The following is a 19,253-nucleotide window of genomic DNA, read 5'->3' on the forward strand; positions in this document are numbered from 1 at the left end:
TTGCCCGTCCAATAACGAAATGTTTGTTTGTGTTCATTTCCAGCCTCTCAATGGTCGATTCGCTGCCGCCATTGTACGCAATTATGCTACCGAGGCAATAAGAATGCGTTCGTTTATGTTCGTTTAGACGGGACTCTCAACCCATATGAACTCAGCGGCATCGTATCCCATCGTGGCGGCTGGTCTATAATGCGGTGGTTCGTTTATGTTCTTTTGGGATGCCGATGACGCCACGCCACCGCCGACTGCTCGACCACATCCGCCAGCATGGCGACACGTCCGTTGATGAACTGGCTCGGCTGCTCGAGGTGACCACCCAGACCATCCGGCGCGATCTCCGCGAACTGGAAGATGCGCGCCTGCTGGCGCGCTACCATGGCGGGGTCGGCATTCCATCCACTGTGGAAAACATCGATTACGACCAGCGCCGCGCGATGGATACGGAAGCCAAGTGCCGGATTGCCCGGCTGGCGGCGGCCCGCGTGGAAAACGGCCGTTCGCTAATCATCAACATCGGCACCACCAGCGAGGAAGTCGCCAAGGCGCTGCTGCATCACCGTGGCCTGCGGGTCATCACGAACAACCTCAATGTGGCGACCATTCTCACCAGCGGCATTGACGCCGAAGTGATCGTGGCGGGCGGCCTGGTACGCAACCGCGACCGCGGCATCATCGGCGAAGCCACGATCGACTTCATGCGCCAGTTCAAGGTCGATATCGGCATCATCGGCGTCTCCGGCATTGAAAATGACGGCACCCTGCTCGATTACGACTACCGCGAAGTGCGGGTCACGCAAGCCATCATGGAACAGTCGCGCGAAGTGTGGCTGGTGGCCGACCACACCAAGTTCGGCCGCCATGCGTTGGTGCGGCTAGGGAGCATCGGCCAGGTCCATAAATTCTTTACCGATGCGCCGCTGCCGGCCGAGGCGGCGGACGCGTTTGAGAAGGCCGGCGTGGAAGTGATCGTCGCTGCGCCCTGAGTGATCGCAAACATGTCGCGGACGCCAATCGCGTAGGGCGGTTTTCGCAACGCGAAAGCCGCCATGCATGCATCGCCGCCGCCACACGCAGCACCGGTCCGCACGCGATGGCGGCAAGCCTGCGGCTTACCGCCCCACGATATCACCAGTTCGACTCGCGCTCCGGCGTCGACGTGATGCGGTGAATCGACAAGTCCGCCCCCTGGAATTCCTGTTCCGGGTCCAGCCGCAAGCCTACCGTGGCCTTTAGCGCGCCATACACGATGTACCCGCCCGCGCCGGCAATCGCCACGCCGGTCACGGTGCCGATAACTTGCGACGCCAATGAAACACCGCCGATGCCGCCCAGCGCTTTCGCGCCGAAAATCCCGGCCGCAACGCCGCCCCATGCGCCGCACAGGCCGTGCAGCGGCCACACGCCCAGCACGTCGTCGATCTTCCACTTGTTTTGCGCCAGCGTGAACATCCACACGAAAATCGCGCCGGCAATGCCGCCCGTGGCCAGCGCGCCCAGCGGGTGCATCAGGTCGGAACCGGCGCAGACCGCCACCAGACCGGCCAGCGGCCCGTTATGGACAAAGCCCGGGTCGTTGCGGCCCATGAACACGGCCACCAGGGTGCCACCCACCATTGCCATCAGCGAATTGACCGCCACCAGGCCGCTCATTTTTTCCAGCGCCTGCGCGCTCATGACGTTGAAGCCGAACCAGCCCACGATTAAAATCCACGCGCCCAGCGCCAGGAATGGAATCGACGATGGCGGATGCGCGGAAATGCCGCCATTTTTTGTATAGCGGCCACGGCGCGCACCGAGCAACAGCACCGCCGGCAATGCGATCCAGCCACCCATCGCATGCACCACCACGGACCCGGCGAAATCATGGAATTCCGCGCCAAACGTCGCCAGCAACCAGGCCTGGAAACCAAAGCGCTGGTTCCAGACCATGCCTTCAAACAGCGGATAAACCAGCCCCACCAGGACAAAGGTGGCGGCGGTTTGCGGGTGGAAGCGGGCCCGCTCCGCGATGCCACCGGAAATAATCGCGGGGATCGCGGCCGCGAACGTCAGCAGGAAGAAGAACTTGACCAGTTCCACGCCATTTTTTGCCGCCAATACTTCAGCGCCGGCAAAGAAATTCACGCCGTACGCGATGCTGTAACCGACAAAGAAATAAGCGATGGCTGAAACACAAAAGTCCACCAGGATTTTCACCAGCGCATTGACCTGATTTTTCTTGCGGACCGTGCCCAGCTCCAGGAAAGCAAACCCCGCGTGCATCGCCAAAATCATGATGGCGCCCAGCAGGATGAACAAGGCATCCGCGCCGTAATGTGTACCAGCCATTCAAACCACTCCCCAAAATAATGCAAAGTTGAACTAGGAGTGTGCGTTCAAGCAATTTCCGTACCAAATTGGTGCGAAAAGTGTTGAAATGACTAAGTGTATGATTCGACTGCTTTTCTTGTTTTGCTCACGAAGAGTGCGTCAAGTGCCTTGCACCAATAATGGGCATTGATTTAGCGCCATGATGGTGCGGCGCATTGTTTCGCCGCACCCGCTGCGCACCATTTCAGGCAGCCGCACCCGCCGGCGCGGCTGCAAGGTGCATCAACCGCGCATCAAATCGGTGCGCCCGGAGGCACTGGCGGCAACGGCCGCAATTTCACGCTGCGCGGGTCATGCAAGTAGGCCTTGATGAAGGTAGCCGCTTCCTGGCGGCTGGCCGCCGTCACGCCCTGCCCCGGATTTTTCCCGAGCCAGCCGGCAAAGTCCGCCAGCAGGCGGCGCACTTCGGCATCGACGCCGGCGTGCAGCTTGCCGCCGTTCAGCGTGTGCAAGACCGTATCCAGCACCACCCAGTTGGCGGCCAGTTGCACCGCTTCACCACCCGCCACCGATGCGGGCACCGCGTCGCGCCGCCAGGTGCGCTGCAACAGCAGCCCGACGACTTCGGCCACACCCGGCTGTTTCGCATCGCGCGCGTGCTGCCACGCGAGGCGGTTCAGGCGTCCGGCGTCGAGCAGGAACGACGCGCTGTGCGCGGCGCCCGCTTCGGCCGCCGACAGCGCGTCGAACACGCCGCCCATGCGGGTGTCGAAATACTCGCGGCTGCGCTCATAGCCCTGCGACGGCGGCGTCAGCACATCAAGCACATTGGGCGGCAACGCCAGGTATTCGGCCTGCAGGGTCGACGCCAGTTTATTCAGCGCGTCGCGCTGGGTGGCCGGCGCCACCGGGCGCACGCCGCCGCGCGCGGCGCCGGCCCGGATATCGGCCACCGCCGCATATTCGAATTCACCGCCCGCCACCAGGCGCGCCAGCCCTTCGGCCTGATAGCGCTGCAGCAGGTAGACCGGCACCAGCCGCGCTTCGATTTCCCCGGCCTGGCGGGCATCCGGCAAGACACTGAAGCTGAAGTTGTCCAGCGCCCGCTTGCGCACGGCCGATAAACTGTCCCAGGTTTTCACGATGTCCGGGCCAAAATCCCACAGCAAGCCATGCGGATGCGCGGCGCCGGGCGAACGCGCATCGGTATCGCCAACATACGTCAACCCGGCCGCTTGCGCTTCGCGCCGCAGTTGCGCCAGCGCCGCCTGCTCATCGCCGGCAAACTGGCCATACACGTGCTTGACGATGTAGTCGTCCCACGGACCAACGCCGTTGCCATACGCATCGGCCAGGTCCACCTCGCCCTGCGCGGTCAGCTTTAGCACTGGATGCGGATAATCGAGCACCGAACCATTGCCATGGCGGCTGGCGGCAAAGTTGTGGGCAAAGCCCAGGGTATGTCCGACCTCATGGGCGGACAACTGGCGCAGGCGCGCCAGCGCCATCTGTTCGGCCAGTTGTTCCTTGTTGCCGCTCTTTCCATACGGCGCTAACAAACTTTCCGCGATGAGGATATCTTGCCGCACGCGCTGCGAACCCAGGGTCACGGCGCCACGGATGATTTCTCCGGTCAGCGGATTGGCCAGCGCGTTCCCGTACGACCAGCCGCGCGTGGCGCGGTGCGTCCAGGTGATGATGTTGTAGCGCACATCCATCGGATCGGCGCCTTCCGGCAACAGTTCGACCTTGTACGCATCCTTGAAGCCGGCCTTTTCAAAGGCGCTGGACCACCAGCGCGCGCCTTCCAGCAAGGCCGTGCGCACTGGTTCGGGCGCGCCGCGGTCGACGTAATACACAATCGGTTTTTTCACGGTGCTGACCGCGGCGGCGGGATCGGTCTTTTCCAGCCGGTGCCGCACTTGCCAGCGCACGTCCAGGCTGGACGCCAGCGGCGTGGCGAAATCAATGTAGCCGATGTCAAAGCCGCCCGATTGCGGATGGTAGCTGCGCGGACGGTATCCGCTGTCGGGCAGCCGCACCATGCTGATGTGCTGGCGCATGGTCAGGCTGTTCGGGTCGGCCGCCACCTGTTTCACCCATTCACCCTGCCCCGGGCCCTGGAAGGTCAGCAAGGCTTCCAGCTCGATGTTGTCAGGGAAAGCCTTGGCGTCCGCCGCCAGCACCGCGCTGCGTTTCGCATCCACGCCGTAGCTGCCCTGCTTCGTTTCCGCCAAACGGGCCGCCACGCCATGCTGGTCGGCCAGCAAGAACGAGGAAAAATCGATAAGGTGCCGCCCGCCATCGCTGGCCAGGATCTCGCCGGCCCACAGCACCGCGCCGGCAAACGATTCCGCCACGGCGGCGCGTTCATCGACGTCTGATGAATTGGCCAGGAAGCGGGTGTTGTCCTGCACCAGAAACAGGCGGTTGCCATGCTTTTGGAAACGCACCATTTTCACCTCGCCGGACTGGCGGCGGTCCAGGCCAACGTCGTTCGAACCCAGCGCATAGGGCAAAGAACTCATTAGCAGGAACGGCTGGTCCAGCGCGGAAACACCCAGCAGCACGCGGCCTTGCGCGGCATCGCGCCACAGGTCGATGAAACCGGACTGGGAAGCCAGGCCGTGGATGTGATCCTGCAGGGTTTTTGATTGGCTTGCCGACGTGGCGGCGTTGGTGGGCAAAACTGGAATGGCCGTCAACAACAAGGTGGCCAGCAAGGCGGAGCGGGTTGCGATCATGGTCGAAGGAAATTGAGGCACGGTAGCCCGGCACATAGGAGTCGTTCAATGAGGAAGGTATGTCGTGGATGGGACAGGTAGGGCGGTTTTCGCATAGCGAAAGCCGCCGTCTAGGCACTGCCGCAGGCAATCGCAGCACTGGTGCGCACGCAATGGCGGCAAGCCTGCGGCTTACCGCCCTACGTTGCTGCGGTGCCGCCCCGCTTCCCACCAAACGCCATGTGAGCCGGACCGGCTGAGTCACCGGTCCGGCCCCGTCACGGCAATTACTGCGCGCCGCTGCCGGTCGCGCTAGCCGCGCCGTCCTGCACTTTCATGCCCAGTGCTTTCGACAGGAAGCCCCAGCGATCGGTGACTTCCTCGATCTGCTTGCCGGTCGGCTTGCCCGCGCCGTGGCCCGCCTTGGTGTCAATGCGGATCAGGATCGGGTTGGCGCCACCCTGCGCCGCTTGCGCCGCGGCGGCAAACTTGAAGCTGTGCGCCGGGACCACGCGGTCGTCATGGTCAGCCGTCACCACCATGGTGGCCGGGTAGCACGAGCCCTGCTTCAGGTTGTGCAGCGGCGAATATTTATACAGCGCCTGGAATTCATCGGCATTGTCGGACGAACCGTAGTCCGAGGTCCACGCCCAGCCGATGGTGAACTTCTGGAAGCGCAGCATATCGAGCACGCCGACGGCAGGAATCGCCGCCGCGAACAGGTCCGGACGCTGGGTCATGGTCGCGCCCACCAGCAAGCCGCCGTTGCTGCCACCGCCGATCGACAGCTTGGACGGCGACGACACCTTGTTGGCCACCAGCCATTCCGCCGCGCCGATGAAGTCATCGAACACGTTTTGCTTTTGCAGCTTGGTGCCGGCCTTGTGCCACGCTTCGCCGTACTCGCCGCCGCCGCGAAGGTTGGCCATCGCATACACTCCGCCCATTTCCACCCACGCCAGGTTGGCCACCGAGAACGCCGGGGTCAGCGGGATATTGAAGCCGCCATAGCCGTACAGGTAAGTCGGGTTGGAGCCATCGAGCTTGATGCCTTTTTTCGACACGATGAACATCGGCACCTTGGTGCCATCCTTGCTGGTGTAGAACACCTGGCGCGTTTCGAACTGCGACGGATCGAAGTCGACCTTCGGCTGGCGGTATACGGTGCTCTTGCCCGACTTCATGTCGTAGCGATAGATCGTGGTTGGATTCGTGAAGCTGGTGTACGAATAGAACGTTTCCTTGTCGCCGCGCTTCCCATTGAAGCCACCGGCCGAACCAATGCCTGGCAGCTCCACGTCGCGCACGAACTTGCCCTTCAAGTCGAACACCTTGACGGCGCTGTGCGCGTCGCTCAGGTAATCGACCACCAGCTGGTTGTTGATGATGTTGGCCGACACCAGGGTTTGCGGCGCTTCGGCCACGACTTCTTTCCACTGCAATGGATCCGGTTTGCGCACGTCCACCGCGATGATGCGCGAGCGCGGCGCATTCTTGTCGGTGCGGAAGTAGAACACAGGACCATCGTTGTCGATGAAGTCATAGGCCGCGTCGAACGCTTCCATCAAGCCCGTGACTTTCGCATCCTTTTGCTTCAAGTCCTTGAAAAAGATGCGCGATTTGCGCTCGGTGCCCTGCGACGACGAGATCACCAGGTAACGGCCATCATCGGTGACTTCGCCGGAGAAGCCCCATTCCTTTTGGTCCGGACGGTCATAGACCAGCGTATCGGCGCTTTGCGGCGTGCCCAGTTTGTGGAAGTACAGTTTCTGGAAGTAGTTCACACCGGCCAGCTTGGTGGCTTCGGTCGGTTCGTCATAGCGGCTGTAATAGAAGCCGGAACCGTCATGCGCCCACGCGGTGCTGGAGAATTTCACCCACTTGATGTGGTCTTCCGTGTCCTTGCCGGAATCGATATGGCGCACGCGGATTTCATTCCAGTCCGAGCCGGAAGCGGCCGTGCTGTACGCCAGGTATTTGCCGTTCGGGCTGACGGCGGTGCCGGCCAGCGCCACGGTGCCATCAAGCGCCAGGGTGTTCGGGTCCAGCAGCACGCGTGGCGTGTCGGACAGCGATTTCATCGTGTACAGCACCGCCTGGTTTTGCAAGCCGTCGTTACGGCTATAGAAATAGCGGCCGCCTTCCTGGTACGTCACACTGAAACGCTCATAGTTCCACAGCTTGGTCAGGCGCTGCTTGATGGCGTCACGGTTCGGAATCTGCGCCAGGTAAGCCTGCGTCACCTTGTTTTGCGCATCCACCCATTCCTTGGTTTCCGCGCTGTTCGCGTCTTCCAGCCAGCGATACGGGTCGGCGACCGTGGTGCCGTGGTAGTTGTCCTGCTGGTCGACTTTCTTGGTCACTGGGTAGCTGGTGGCAGGGCCGGTGGCCGGGCAGGTTTGCGCAAAAGCGGAACCGCCAAAGGCGGCAGCCAGGGCGAACATCAGGGAAGCGCGTTTCAGTTGCATAGCGGGGTGGTCTCGTTTTCGTGGGTGTGTTGTTGTCGATGTGTTGGGCAAGTGCTGGGATCGCCGCACTGTATATGATGATATCTGTAAGTGTGGCAAATAAGATACGATCTCGATGGGTGTGGGGCGAGGAATATTTGGTGCGTTCTTCAGAAACATGAAATGGCCACAGGCTGTGCATCTTTTGACGTCGCACTTTGCGTCCCCAAAGCACGGCATTCGACGCGGCCAGCTCAACATGAGTGCCGGTTGTCTCCCCCTATGGCGGCATCCCCGAGACACATGTCAAATTGATTCATGGTCTAACTCAGTATATTCCGGGCCGTCTACGTCTCGTTCGGTCGAAAACACCAAGGCGTATGTCGAGAATGGTCTACAAATTCAGGGCGAACGTCTATTTTGATCCAGTTCCAAGGGGCGAAACGCTAAAGCGAACCATACTCCGTTTCACCGGTCCAAGCTTTAGACACATTTCGCAAGGACTGAATCATGGGATACGAACCGAAGCAGGCGATATATCTGCCCATAGGTGATTTTCCAGACTTCGAAATTAGGCTGGCTGCGAAAAATGGGACGCCCCTGCAGTACTTACTTATTAGGTGACTGGCTGCAATCGCCTGCGGACGTTCGCTATAAAACACTTTCCGGGTCTTTCGCATACCTCGTCATGAATTCGCGAAATGAAGCAGCCTCCATTTGGCCGGGAATTTCGCTCGCCGTTACACGATAAACTGGCCCTAAGGCCGCCGCGTCCGAAGTTATCTGAATAGCGTAGAGCCACGAGCTCATCAAATAGTCTGCAAATACAAAGCATTGGGGATATGCAAACCGGTCGGGGTACACGACACCTCCAGAGTCATCCAACACTTCGTGAACAGGCCGCATTTCAGCAAGCGACAAGAAACTAAGAATATTTTCGTCTGAATCATCGATGCCAGTTCCATCAACGGCTTGCAAATACTCAGCGAAGTCGAATGGTAAAGTGATCTGGTATTTCTCTTCAAAGGCCTTGATTGACTCCAATGTCACGCCCTGACGGATTGGCAGACCGTATCGACTCCAATATGAAATGATACTCGTCCAAGGTTCAGATTTTTTCATAAGCAAATAGATAATTATTAGTCCCAGCATACGGAATAAACTGCGTACCCGTCTGACGGCTCCGGCGCGTTTCCTGGTTTCCCATAGGGCCAGCCCTTGACCACTCCATCAGCCCCTAGGCCAACTATCCAATTCTCAACGTCACACTTGCTGGCGGAGGTTAAAATATGAACATTCTCCCCTGGAGGGAAACCGTCAGTGTAGTCAGGGTCATCCCAGTCAGAGTGCAATCCGACTAGCACTTTTTCTACGTCTTGCCTGGCCGCTATCTCCTTGAACCTTGCATACAGCTCAGTGATGGATGGCCGTCCGCATTCCCATTGATTCGGTGCGATGCATTCCTCTTCGGTGTTACCCAAGAAATACATATGGAAGTCCACGACAGGTGGTACTTTCTCTGTCCAGTTTAGCGACGCCAAGTATTCATTAATATTCTGGCACATCTAATTAGCCCAATAAATTTAACTCTTTCGGCATCGGCATCGGCGTCGACTTCTGGCCGGTTGCTGACTTGGATTATGGTACCTGCTTCGCGAACCGTACCACAGCAGCCTTTGACTCTGAGTTTAGAAACTCAGCAACCTGTTTGTGCGCGTTTGGAAAAATATCGACATACTCTTCATCAAGATACTCCACTACCTCTGCATCAATCCAAGGGCCGAGTGATGCTTTGTAATCTGGGAAATCCTGCTGTATTTCCTGCCATGTCACATAATCCTTCTTTGACAACAGTATGGCCGATTCAGTGTAAATAATATGAGGTCTCATACGGAAGTCCACTCAATGTCTGCTCTTGGCCGAATAGAGGCATCCATTAAATCTCTGCAGACTGACGAATAGCCTTTTCATACTGCGAAGACTCGAACCGGAACGACCCCATTTTTTCAAATATCCAAGGCTCTTCGTAGCCATTTTCATAGGCGAATTCTGACCAAATTACCTCATCGGCTCGCCGCTCCACCATAACCGAAAATCTTCCGCATCCGATATCGCCGCATTCAGGACAAATGTATATGCCGACTCGACGCTGCTCAAATTTCTCGAGCAAGAGTTCACTTAAGGCTTGTGCTTTAGCTTCGGCAAAACCGTGCACGAAGCCCCCCATGAAGTCGCCATGTCCGCCATTCATCTTGACAAGACGGGCTAATAGCGACTCACCATCCACCAAGAAATCTGCGGAATCGCGCTGCACTATAGTGGTTCCATTCACCGCGCTTCCGGGACGATGAAGCTTGACGTCATTCCATTACACACAACTCAATCTTGCAAAGCCCCCATTTCGTGTAACGTCCTGATTGTCTGAGCCGAAACTTGAACATCCTGCAGTCCAAGCCAGATTGTCTTCACGCCGGGTTCGCCGTCATGTTTTCGTGCGAGAAAACCGCCGACACGGGCCACCATGCGCAACACCTCGTTCATGCCGGGCGTAATGGGCGCTTTCTTTTTATTGAGCAAATAGGCCGCCCGGATTTCGTCGGGATCAAAGAACAATGTGGCGTCGAGATCCGGACAGGTGCGCCCCATGCGCATCAAGTATGCGATACGCCAGGCCACCACCATAAACAGGGCCATCGCCCGCTCCAGCCGGTCCATGGCGGACAGTTGCAGCTCTTCGACTTCGCAGCCATTCTTGAGCACGTTGAAAAAGATTTCGATTTCCCAGCGTGCCCGATACCAATCAATCAGTTCGCAGGCATCGGCCAGCGTGGCGGCGGAGCGGTTGGTCAGCAAGCGCCACTCCACCGGTTTGATGCCCGCAGGCGCCGCCATTTCGCGCACCACGATGCAGGTCGCTTCGATCTTGCCGCGCTTGCCATCACGCAGCACCACGCGCTTGGCCCACACCTGCTGGCGCACCTGCCGTGCTTTTTGCTTACCGCGCCCGTCCATGATGAAGCTGATTTCGCCCAGTGGCGTATCGGCCGTGGTTTCCGACCACAAGCGCTTACCTTCGCCGTCAGCAAGGCACCGGTCATATTTGGCGCGCACCAGCCAATCGGCGGGCGTGTCCAACTGGGCTGCACGCCGGAGCATTCCCATCATGTCCGCTTCGCGGTCGGCCACGTACACCAAGCGCGTATCGGGCAAATGCGCAGCTTGCTCTGCGACCCGCTCGTAGCCCTCGATCCAGCGTTCGCTTTCCTTCACACTGGCAGGGCGAAGCCCGTCCGCGCCACGGGCTTCTCGTGCCCACATCCACCCATCGAGCAAGCCCAGTGGCTCACGCTGCACCGACACCGCGTACGTTGGATGCAAAAACATGCCGCGCCGCGCTTCATAGTTGAGCGGACCGAGGCCATCAATGTCCTGACCGCTGAAGTCCAGTTCAGTCGTGTCCTGAATGCACAACACAACCTTCTGTGTCGCCATGCGCTCCACCGTGCGTGCCCAGTGCAGCGCCAGGATGCCATCCCATGTCACGTCCTCGTTGGCCAAAAAGCGGTAGGCCGCATGCGTCTCCGTCCAGTTGTCACACGCTTCGGGAATGCTGGCCTTCGGTTTGGCCGCGAATGTTTCCATCAATTTTCTCGCCCTGTTGTTACGGCGGGCATCGCCCAGGTCCAGTCCGGCAAATTCGTCGTCGGTCCAACTCTGTGCTGCTTGCCTTCTGCTCACGTGCGCCGCCCAAAAGACGAGAGTAAACGCGAAATCGAGCAAGTTTACAAGCGGGCTTGCAACTCATTGAATGTAAACGGCTTTCCGGCAGCATTCAGGACGGGAGGCCGAGATGTGTGTAATGGAATGGCTTAAGGCCCATCGTGATTCAAGGCGAAATTCGTTGCACCTGATATTCTCCAATACGATGCAAAGTTCCAGTTTTATCAAATAAACATCTTCTCTCCCCGCAAATATTTATGGTCCACACCTCCCCGCCTTCCTCTTCCTCAATACGAATAAGTCTAAATTCACCGCTTCCGCACCCAAGAGGGCCGATGCCGGCAAAAGTAATGCTCGTTATAGCTCCACGTTTAATCGCATCCTGCAACTTTGATTCCTTGAGTTTATCTTTCAGCGAACTCCCCCAAATCGCATTAACAAACAAGTTAACTTTTTTTTCGCTTAGTTTAATGATACCTGACCCATTCCCATTCGAATTTTTGGAACCCTCATCGTAGAGTTTTTCAATTGTGGATGGGAGCAATTCTGATGTTCGGCTGGAGGGCGAAGTCACTGAGCAAGCCGATAAAAGAGAAAACAATATCACTATAAAAAACCGCATATTCCTCTGGATTCTAATCGTTATGTTCGCTGCGAAGTCCGGAAATGAGAGGTTTCAGCCCTCTTCCGTAGTTCCTTTGTGAAAAAAATTCAATTCATCGAGTTCGCATTCTTTCAAGCAGTGATACCAAATATTCGCATTTCGGACCATTACCAAGCTGAGGCAAGCCCAGCGAGAATAATATTGCCACAACTTAAGACACTCCTTTCAAATCCTATTAAAGTAATTTTCAATTTTTACGATGCTCAGCTTCCATATTCCTGTTTCCGGAGGTGGTCCTCCATAATAGGCTGTCCCACTTGAAGATGCCCCCGCCAAAATCACCTCGCCGCCACGGGTTACCTGAATTTTCAACTGCACGACGAATACTCCCGACTGTGAAAGGACAGATGAATACCTAAGATCAACTCTTGGCCATCAGCAGCCTACGGGCGCCACAACTCAAACTGCCCATTGCTATTTACGGATGTAAGCACAAACTGCTGTCGCCAATCCACCAATATCAATCCATATCGCTGGTTCAGCGTTAAGAACGAACTTGAGAGCAAGATATCATCAGCGCCCTGTAATGAAACTCCAAGCACCGTGATGTGCCCATCTGACTGCAGGCCATAGAGATACGCATTTTTACCCAGCTCCAAGCTATATCCATGCCGTACCTGCCCAAGTGGCTGGGAAGATGTGGTTAGGATGGGCGCTGGAAGGATTTGGGCGTTCAATTCACGCCCCAAATCAACCGGTGACACGCCTAGCGGGGCGCGGCTAAGCTCGCGTTTGTAAATCTGTTTCCATCCGTATGGAATTCGATTTTCCGCTTCGAAGGACTTAAGTTCTTTCAGAAGTTGTTGGACCTCGGAAAGGCGAGTCCTTGGGAAAAACTCCAATTGAGCCCACTCATCTTCATGAAACTGAGGTGCACCCTTGAAGCTACTTGCGGTCGGCATATCAAACTCGACCGAATCCAAAGAAATGGTAGGTATAGAAAATCGAATCGATTCAACTGGCACATTTACCACCTTGGGTGGTTCTGCTTCCACATTTGTCGACGTAACACCAAGAGCACCAAGGACTGCTGTGAGTATCTTTTTCATCTATTTCGAATTTTGTGATTTCTTCTCAAGTGTTATGGCGGCAACGGCCGCTATCAAACTCAAACATTCGTGGCGTTAGTAACCGCCTTCACGAGCTTTACGATATACATCTTCAGCGGAGGCTCCCGCTTCCTTCATGGCCAAGTACGGCTTGGTGTCCTGCTCCATAAATACTTTCAAGCTCCTCTGTTGACCATGCTAAACCCGTCCGCTTCTGGCCGATTCCCGACATCACTCTAACATCAGAATTGACGGTACTGCCTGTATCAGCTGCTCGACCAATTCGGTATCCATATACCTATAATCATCAGGAATATCCAGCACATGGATAGGCTTAAAATCCAGAACTCGCGTGTATTCCGCCTTTAACCGAGACTTATGCTTTTCTTCCATAACCATGATTACATCAGCCCACCGAATGTCATCCTCTGAAACGTGGTGCCGAGCGTTAGGGCTTGTTCCTCCAGACCGCACATTCAATCTTGGATGAGTGCGCCAGACTGTTTCTGCCGTCGGACTTCGCCATTGATTTTTGCTACATACGAAAAGGACGTTGATTCGTTCACCTGGCTCGGAAACAGGTTTTTTTCTTAGTTCGGCTTCGGAAACTCTAGGATACTCAATACCAAGTTGCTTTGCGCGTGCGAGCTTTGTCGACCTGATATACAAATCCTTCCAGTTCTTCTCGCGTTTTCCTGCATTTTTCATGTCATATACGAGCCCAGGGCTAATTTTCCCGGCATTTCCCATTTGAATATTTCTTGCTTGCATCAGGATCCTGCCAATCGATCATGCACGAGCTAATCACTTTGTATCGCCAGCCATCGAACTTCAATAACGAATCCGAATAATGACCAGCAGTACCGCTAGGCATTCTGAGGTCCCGAAGTCCTTTCGTCTTTGTGTCCAGAAGGACTACGCCCTGGCCACCATGGCCAAGCACGACTCGGTACTGGGTCTTGTCCCTCTTTAATACCCAGATGATTGCAGTGGCCGCCCCCCAAGCGCATCCATCGGCAGTCTTCGCAATCCAATCAGGTTTTTTACCAGCCCCAGTCAGGTCCACGGCGCTACCGACAAACTCCCCATCGGCGCATTCCTTGTAGTCCGTATTCCTGACATAGGCGCGCAAGGCTGCGGCTACCGCAGGTGGCACCGGCCGCAAGTTCTCGTCCTCGATACCAAACCCGTCCTGCGCATGTACCGGATGCAGTGCAGCACATACGGAAAAAGTAACCGCCCAAAAAATGCCACGCCCCATCACAACTCAGCCTCAGTCGAAGAAACAGCCCTCTCCGCCAGCCCGTCCGGCGCCCGCCACTGCCCAATCCACTTGGCCAGGTCGGCAGCCGGCATCGGCCTGCTCATAAAATACCCCTGCCCCTGATCACACCCCATCAGCATCAGCAAGCGCCACACCGCTTCGCTCTCGATCCCCTCCGCCACCACCCGCAAGCCCATGTTGTGGCCCAGGTCGATGGTGGAACGGACGATCTTGGTGTCGCCGATGTCGTGCTCCATGTTCAGCACGAAGGATTTATCGATCTTCAACTCATTGACCGGCAAGCGTTTCAGGTACGCCAGCGACGAATACCCGGTGCCGAAATCGTCGATCGACAAATCCATGCCCATCAGGTGCAGCCGCTCCAGCGTTTGCTGGGCGCGGACCGGGTCGTCCATGATGGCGCTTTCCGTGATTTCCAGGCAAAACGCGGAGGGCGCGAGTTGGTGGCGGGCCAGCACGTCGGCAAATTTGACCGGCAAATCCTGGTCCATCAAGTCGCGCGTGGACAGGTTGACCGACAGTTTCAGATGAATGCCCTGGCTGGCCAACTGCTGCGACAGGATGGCCGACTGTTCCATCATCCAGCGCGTCAGCACGCGGATAAAGCCGGTCTGCTCGGCAAAGGGGATGAACTGGTCAGGGAACACATTGCCCCGCTCGGGGTGCACCCAACGCACCAGCGCCTCCGCCCCCACCACCTGGCCGGTCGCCAGCGCGATCTTGGGCTGGACGAACAGCCGGAATTCATTGCGCTCGATCGCGTTGCGCAATTCCGTCAACAGCGACAGGCTTTGCGCGCTGGACTGGTCAAACGCGGCGTCATAGACCACCGCGCCCTCGGTGCGCTGCTTGGCGGTGTACATCGCGACTTCCGCCAGGCTCATTAACTGTTCCGGATCGTCGCCGTGCAGCGGATAGCCCGCGATCCCCATGCCGGCGCCGATGTCGACCATCTGGTCTTCCAGCGACAGCGGTGTCTCCAGCGATTGCAGCAATTCACGGGCCACCATTTGCGCCTGTTCCAGGCTGCAGTCCGGCAGCAGCACGACGAATTCATCGCCGCCCAGGCGGGCCACCTGGGCCGTGGTGTTGCGCCGGTTGGCCAAGGTCAGTTGCAGCCGCTCGGCCACCTGGCGCAGCAGCGCATCGCCGAAGCTGTGGCCCAGCACGTCGTTGACATGTTTAAAACGGTCCAGGTCCATCATCAGCACAAAGGCCGAGGTTTCATGCTTGCGCGCCGCGTCGATCGCATCCAGTAAATGCAGCACGAATTGCGCGCGGTTTGGCAAATTGGTCAGCGTGTCCCAATACGCTAGGCGGCGGATTTCCTGCTCGCGCCGCGCGATCCCGTCGCGCATGCTGTCAAACGCGTGCGCCAGGGCGCCGATTTCATCTTCGCGCACGAATTCGATCTGGCCCTTGTAATCCCCTTTTTCCAGCCGCTTCGCGACCGTCACCAGTTCCCGGATCGGCTGTGCAATGCGTTTCGCCGTCACCACGCTGATGGACGCGGAAATCACGATTCCCGCCACCGTCAGCGCCAGCAGCCAGCGCTCCAGGCGGGCGTATTCGGCAATCGCATCGTCAAACGACCGGGCCAGCACGACCGACACGCCCTGCCCGGCGTCTTCGCCGATTTCAAGGCGGCGCGCGCTGTAGCGCGCATCGGGCAGTTCCGCTTCGAACGCGCCGTCGCTGCCCGGCTTGGCAGATTCCATGTTCTGCACCAGCGCTGTCGCCAGCGGAATCGGCAACGTCGACGCCACCGGCAGCCATCCGCCTTTGCTGTCGCGGGTGACAATCGACGTTTGCAGCGCGCTGATGTTGCGCATCTCTTCGACGAGCTGGCGGTCGATCGGGAACGTCATGACAATCCAGCCAATCACGATCGGCGCCTTGACCGGCATGACCACCACCTGGTACGGATAGCGGTCGACAATGCCGATACCATTGGCGCCGTCGGCTGCTTCGGCCTGGTCCAGCATGCCCAGCACGAGTTTTTTCAGGCCGGCCGCATGCACCTCGCTGGTGGTGGCGCTGATGGCACGCTCGGCGCTGACCAGCATCGATGCCGACGCCTTGATGCGGCGGCCGTGATTGGCCAGGGCCGATTCGATCGTGGCCCGGTCCGACTCGTCATTGTTGCCGATGGCCGCCACAAACGCGGTGTCCCGCGCCAGCAGGCGCGCACCGAAGCGCAGGCTCTGGGCATTTTGGTCCAACAGCCGGCGGAACACCTTGCCGCCGTTATTGAGTTCCTGTGCGATGGCGCCGCGCGCGTTCGACTCGATGCCGCGCTGAATCACCAGCAAGCCCGTCACCTGCACCGCCACGATCAGCAGCAGGAACAGGGTCAGGATGCGGCTTTCCAGGCTGCGGAAGTGCAAGCGTGCGCGCATGGCCGGGCCTACAACGCCGCTTCCGCCGCCGGCGGTTTCAGCGCCAGCCTGAACGTCGCCGTGGACAGCACATCCCCGGCTTTCACCGCCAGCGCCTGCTCCTGCGGCTGACCACCGGCCATGTTGTAATGCCACACTTTGAGCACATACTTGCCGCCGGCCGGCACTTCGATACGCACCACACCGGCGCTGTCGGTCTTGCCGTAATACGGCGTTTCGACCACGCGGATATACGCCACCATCTTGTCGTGGATATTGCAACCGAGGACCACGATGCCGGGCTTGTCAAAAATCTGCGGCGACGCGCTGGTGCCGGAATACAGCTTCTGGTCGAATTTGTGCGCGGCTGAGAACGAGTAAATGTGGTGCCGCACCTTGTCGTTATTCGGGAACTCGATCCGGCTGCCCACCTGTACGACGGTCACCAGTGGCAGGAACTTCAAGCCCTTTTGCTCGATTTCCGCACCCTTCGACGCCTTGGGCAGCGCGGCGCCCCCTTCCGCCTCGACATACACCACCGTATCAGGCAGTGGATTGCCCGCCGCGTCCGACACTTGCACCGCCACCCCGGACGCGCTGGATAACGCGCTGGCGGCAGCCAGCATCATGAAAACAGCGGTGTGGCGAAATCCTGCGGGGCGGAATCGAATCATGGGCATGCGCGCGGTGGCAATGTTCAGACGTTCTATTGTAGCCCCAGAGCAAATTTCGCCCTAGCCCTTTACACCATGATGCCGCTCATCTGTTTCCCCAGTTCATCAAGTTGTCATATTGGCGCACTAATATGGAATGGTCTTTCAATTAATAAGTTTCATATTGTGAACAACGTGGCCTACCTGCGCCGCCCGGCTTCGCCGGCCCTTCCACCCGACGCCAAGCCGGAACTTGACCCCATGCTGCGCGCTCAGTTACTCGATATTATCGAACGCCGCCAATTGACGGCGCTGTTCCAGCCCATCGCCCACTTGCAGGGCGGCGCCATCATTGCGTATGAAGGCTTGATCCGTGGTCCGTCCGACAGCCCGCTGCATTCGCCATTGAACCTGTTCAAGGCGGCGCGGGCCTGCAACCTGGCGCTGGAAGTCGAGCACCTGTGCCGGCACGTGGTGCTGGAACGTTTTGCGGAGCTGAACTTGCCCGGCAAACTGTTCCTCAACGTCAGCCCCGAATGCCTGCTGCTGCAACGCGACGACGCGCATGGCGAAACGCTGCAATTCATCGAACAAACCGGGATCAATCCGGAACGCGTGATCATCGAGCTGACGGAAAACCAGCCGACCTATAACTATGACTTGATGCGCGAAGCGGTGCTGCATTACCGCAACCTCGGCTTCCAGATCGCCATCGATGACCTGGGCGAAGGCTTTTCCAGCCTGCGCCTGTGGTCCGAGCTGCGTCCGGAATACGTCAAAATCGACATGCACTTCATCCAGGGCATCAACCAGGATCCGGTGAAATTGCAGTTCGTGCGCTCGATCCAGGAAATCGCCGACAAATCCGACACGCTGGTGATTGCCGAAGGCATCGAAGCGCAGGCTGAACTGCTGGTGCTGCGCGACCTCGGCGTCACCTATGGCCAGGGCTACCACCTGGGCCGCCCGCACGCGGCGCCTGCGCGCGCACTGCCTGCCGAAGTGGCAAAAGCCCTGTCGCGCAACGGCGTTGCGGTCTACCCGCAGCGCAGTACGGAGCACCATAACGTGACGATTGAAAAGTTACTGACCGAAGTCGCCGCCATCCCTTCCAGTATGAACAATAACGATGTCTACGACATCTTCATGCAAGACACGAAGCTGATGATCATCCCGGTGGTCGATGACGGCGTGCCGCGCGGCCTGATCACCCGGTTTGCGATGATCGACCACTTTGCCCGCCCGTATCAGCGCGAACTGTATGGCCGCAAATCGTGCCGCCAGTTCATGGATGGCAAGCCGCTGATTGCCGACAAGGGCACCAGCTTGCAGGAATTATCCTGCCGCATGGCGGAGTCGGACGCCCACCACCTGTTCAACGGTTTCATCATCACGGCACAGGGACGCTACATCGGCATGGGCACCGGCCACGATTTGATGCGGGAAATCACGCAAATGCAAATCAACGCGGCGCGCTATGCCAATCCGCTGACGCAATTGCCGGGCAATGTGCCGATCAACGAACATATCGACCGCCTGCTGGAAAGCGGCACGCGGTTCTGGGTCTGCTATTGCGACCTCGATCACTTCAAGCCATTCAACGACGTGTATGGCTACCGCCGCGGCGACGACGTGATCCAGATGACGGGCCGCATCCTGACGGCGCACTGCGATCCGGACCGGGATTTCGTCGGCCATATCGGCGGCGACGATTTCATGATCCTGTTCCAGAGCGAAGACTGGGAAAGCCGCTGCCGTGGCATCCTGGACGATTTCGCCCAGTGCGTGATGGAGTTTTACAGCCTGGAAGACCGCGAACGGGGCGGCTACATCAGTGAAGACCGGCAGGGCAAGAAAGTATTTTATTCACTGATGAGCCTGTCGCTGGGATCGATCCGGGTCGACCCGCGCCAGTTTTATTCGCACCACCAGATTGCCGCGCTGGCGTCCGACGCGAAAAAACAGGCCAAGAAAATCCACGGCAACAGCCTGTTTGTCGACCGGCGCCAGGCATAAGACCAGGC

Annotated in this window: 16 protein-coding genes; 2 read left to right on the forward strand and 14 right to left on the reverse strand. The window is 58.1% G+C overall.

What is annotated here, in order from left to right; all coding sequences use genetic code 11:
• Positions 1–224 precede the first annotated feature (224 nt).
• Positions 225–983 carry a DeoR/GlpR family DNA-binding transcription regulator gene (locus AC1RRC_RS28680; protein ID WP_493059068.1) on the forward strand — a complete coding sequence of 253 codons (759 nt, stop codon included), beginning with the start codon at positions 225–227 and terminating at the stop codon, positions 981–983.
• A gap of 142 nt (positions 984–1,125) precedes the next feature.
• Here the strand turns inward: AC1RRC_RS28680 and AC1RRC_RS28685 are convergent, their stop codons facing one another.
• The 14 genes from AC1RRC_RS28685 to AC1RRC_RS28750 form a co-directional block, all read right to left on the reverse strand.
• Complete coding sequence (locus tag AC1RRC_RS28685) at positions 1,126–2,328, reverse strand: ammonium transporter (protein ID WP_493059069.1); 1,203 nt, start codon at positions 2,326–2,328, stop codon at positions 1,126–1,128.
• A gap of 275 nt (positions 2,329–2,603) precedes the next feature.
• A complete protein-coding gene (locus tag AC1RRC_RS28690; RefSeq protein WP_493059070.1) occupies positions 2,604–5,054 on the reverse strand; it encodes a zinc-dependent metalloprotease in 2,451 nt (816 codons plus the stop codon).
• 266 nt (positions 5,055–5,320) lie between these two features.
• Complete coding sequence (locus AC1RRC_RS28695) at positions 5,321–7,501, reverse strand: prolyl oligopeptidase family serine peptidase (protein ID WP_493059071.1); 2,181 nt, start codon at positions 7,499–7,501, stop codon at positions 5,321–5,323.
• Positions 7,502–8,131: 630 nt separating this feature from the next.
• On the reverse strand, positions 8,132–8,602 hold the full coding sequence (locus tag AC1RRC_RS28700; RefSeq protein WP_493059072.1) for an SMI1/KNR4 family protein: 471 nt from the start codon (positions 8,600–8,602) through the stop codon (positions 8,132–8,134).
• Between the two features lie 17 nt (positions 8,603–8,619).
• Positions 8,620–9,045, reverse strand: a complete 426-nt coding sequence (locus tag AC1RRC_RS28705; protein ID WP_493059073.1) for a hypothetical protein — start codon at positions 9,043–9,045, stop codon at positions 8,620–8,622.
• A 73-nt stretch (positions 9,046–9,118) separates the two neighbouring features.
• A complete protein-coding gene (locus AC1RRC_RS28710) occupies positions 9,119–9,382 on the reverse strand; it encodes a hypothetical protein (protein ID WP_493059074.1) in 264 nt (87 codons plus the stop codon).
• A gap of 34 nt (positions 9,383–9,416) precedes the next feature.
• Entirely contained in the window at positions 9,417–9,794 is a 378-nt protein-coding gene (locus tag AC1RRC_RS28715) for a hypothetical protein (RefSeq protein WP_493059075.1), read from the reverse strand.
• Positions 9,795–9,859: 65 nt separating this feature from the next.
• Positions 9,860–11,218 (reverse strand): IS4 family transposase, encoded by a 1,359-nt coding sequence (locus AC1RRC_RS28720; protein WP_493059213.1) that lies wholly within the window; start codon positions 11,216–11,218, stop codon positions 9,860–9,862.
• Positions 11,219–11,366: 148 nt separating this feature from the next.
• Entirely contained in the window at positions 11,367–11,774 is a 408-nt protein-coding gene (locus AC1RRC_RS28725; protein WP_493059076.1) for a hypothetical protein, read from the reverse strand.
• Positions 11,775–12,247: 473 nt separating this feature from the next.
• On the reverse strand, positions 12,248–12,913 hold the full coding sequence (locus AC1RRC_RS28730) for a hypothetical protein (protein WP_493059077.1): 666 nt from the start codon (positions 12,911–12,913) through the stop codon (positions 12,248–12,250).
• Positions 12,914–13,144: 231 nt separating this feature from the next.
• Complete coding sequence (locus AC1RRC_RS28735; RefSeq protein WP_493059078.1) at positions 13,145–13,684, reverse strand: low molecular weight protein tyrosine phosphatase family protein; 540 nt, start codon at positions 13,682–13,684, stop codon at positions 13,145–13,147.
• Positions 13,641–14,174, reverse strand: coding sequence for a hypothetical protein (locus AC1RRC_RS28740; RefSeq protein ID WP_493059079.1), 534 nt, complete (start codon positions 14,172–14,174; stop codon positions 13,641–13,643). Before AC1RRC_RS28740 ends, AC1RRC_RS28735 begins: the two co-directional genes overlap by 44 nt.
• Entirely contained in the window at positions 14,174–16,597 is a 2,424-nt protein-coding gene (locus tag AC1RRC_RS28745) for a putative bifunctional diguanylate cyclase/phosphodiesterase (protein ID WP_493059081.1), read from the reverse strand. Before AC1RRC_RS28745 ends, AC1RRC_RS28740 begins: the two co-directional genes overlap by 1 nt.
• An 8-nt stretch (positions 16,598–16,605) precedes the next feature.
• Complete coding sequence (locus AC1RRC_RS28750) at positions 16,606–17,205, reverse strand: methylamine utilization protein (protein ID WP_493059082.1); 600 nt, start codon at positions 17,203–17,205, stop codon at positions 16,606–16,608.
• Between the two features lie 285 nt (positions 17,206–17,490).
• Here AC1RRC_RS28750 and AC1RRC_RS28755 point away from each other — a divergent pair, with 285 nt between their 5' ends.
• Positions 17,491–19,245, forward strand: coding sequence for a GGDEF domain-containing protein (locus AC1RRC_RS28755; protein WP_493059083.1), 1,755 nt, complete (start codon positions 17,491–17,493; stop codon positions 19,243–19,245).
• Positions 19,246–19,253 lie beyond the last annotated feature (8 nt).

This window comes from Pseudoduganella sp. GW821-FHT12E03 (assembly GCF_058807115.1).

Excerpts from the sequence above, each read along its gene's own strand:
- AC1RRC_RS28705 (WP_493059073.1), bottom strand. The coding sequence starts at position 9,045 with ATGTGCCAGAATATTAATGAATACTTGGCGTCGCTAAACTGGACAGAG.
- AC1RRC_RS28745 (WP_493059081.1), bottom strand. The coding sequence starts at position 16,597 with ATGCGCGCACGCTTGCACTTCCGCAGCCTGGAAAGCCGCATCCTGACC.
- AC1RRC_RS28740 (WP_493059079.1), bottom strand. The coding sequence starts at position 14,174 with ATGGGGCGTGGCATTTTTTGGGCGGTTACTTTTTCCGTATGTGCTGCA.
- AC1RRC_RS28730 (WP_493059077.1), bottom strand. The coding sequence starts at position 12,913 with ATGAAAAAGATACTCACAGCAGTCCTTGGTGCTCTTGGTGTTACGTCG.
- AC1RRC_RS28695 (WP_493059071.1), bottom strand. The coding sequence starts at position 7,501 with ATGCAACTGAAACGCGCTTCCCTGATGTTCGCCCTGGCTGCCGCCTTT.
- AC1RRC_RS28735 (WP_493059078.1), bottom strand. The coding sequence starts at position 13,684 with ATGCAAGCAAGAAATATTCAAATGGGAAATGCCGGGAAAATTAGCCCT.
- AC1RRC_RS28755 (WP_493059083.1), top strand. The coding sequence starts at position 17,491 with ATGCTGCGCGCTCAGTTACTCGATATTATCGAACGCCGCCAATTGACG.
- AC1RRC_RS28680 (WP_493059068.1), top strand. The coding sequence starts at position 225 with ATGACGCCACGCCACCGCCGACTGCTCGACCACATCCGCCAGCATGGC.
- AC1RRC_RS28690 (WP_493059070.1), bottom strand. The coding sequence starts at position 5,054 with ATGATCGCAACCCGCTCCGCCTTGCTGGCCACCTTGTTGTTGACGGCC.
- AC1RRC_RS28750 (WP_493059082.1), bottom strand. The coding sequence starts at position 17,205 with ATGATGCTGGCTGCCGCCAGCGCGTTATCCAGCGCGTCCGGGGTGGCG.
- AC1RRC_RS28685 (WP_493059069.1), bottom strand. The coding sequence starts at position 2,328 with ATGGCTGGTACACATTACGGCGCGGATGCCTTGTTCATCCTGCTGGGC.
- AC1RRC_RS28700 (WP_493059072.1), bottom strand. The coding sequence starts at position 8,602 with ATGAAAAAATCTGAACCTTGGACGAGTATCATTTCATATTGGAGTCGA.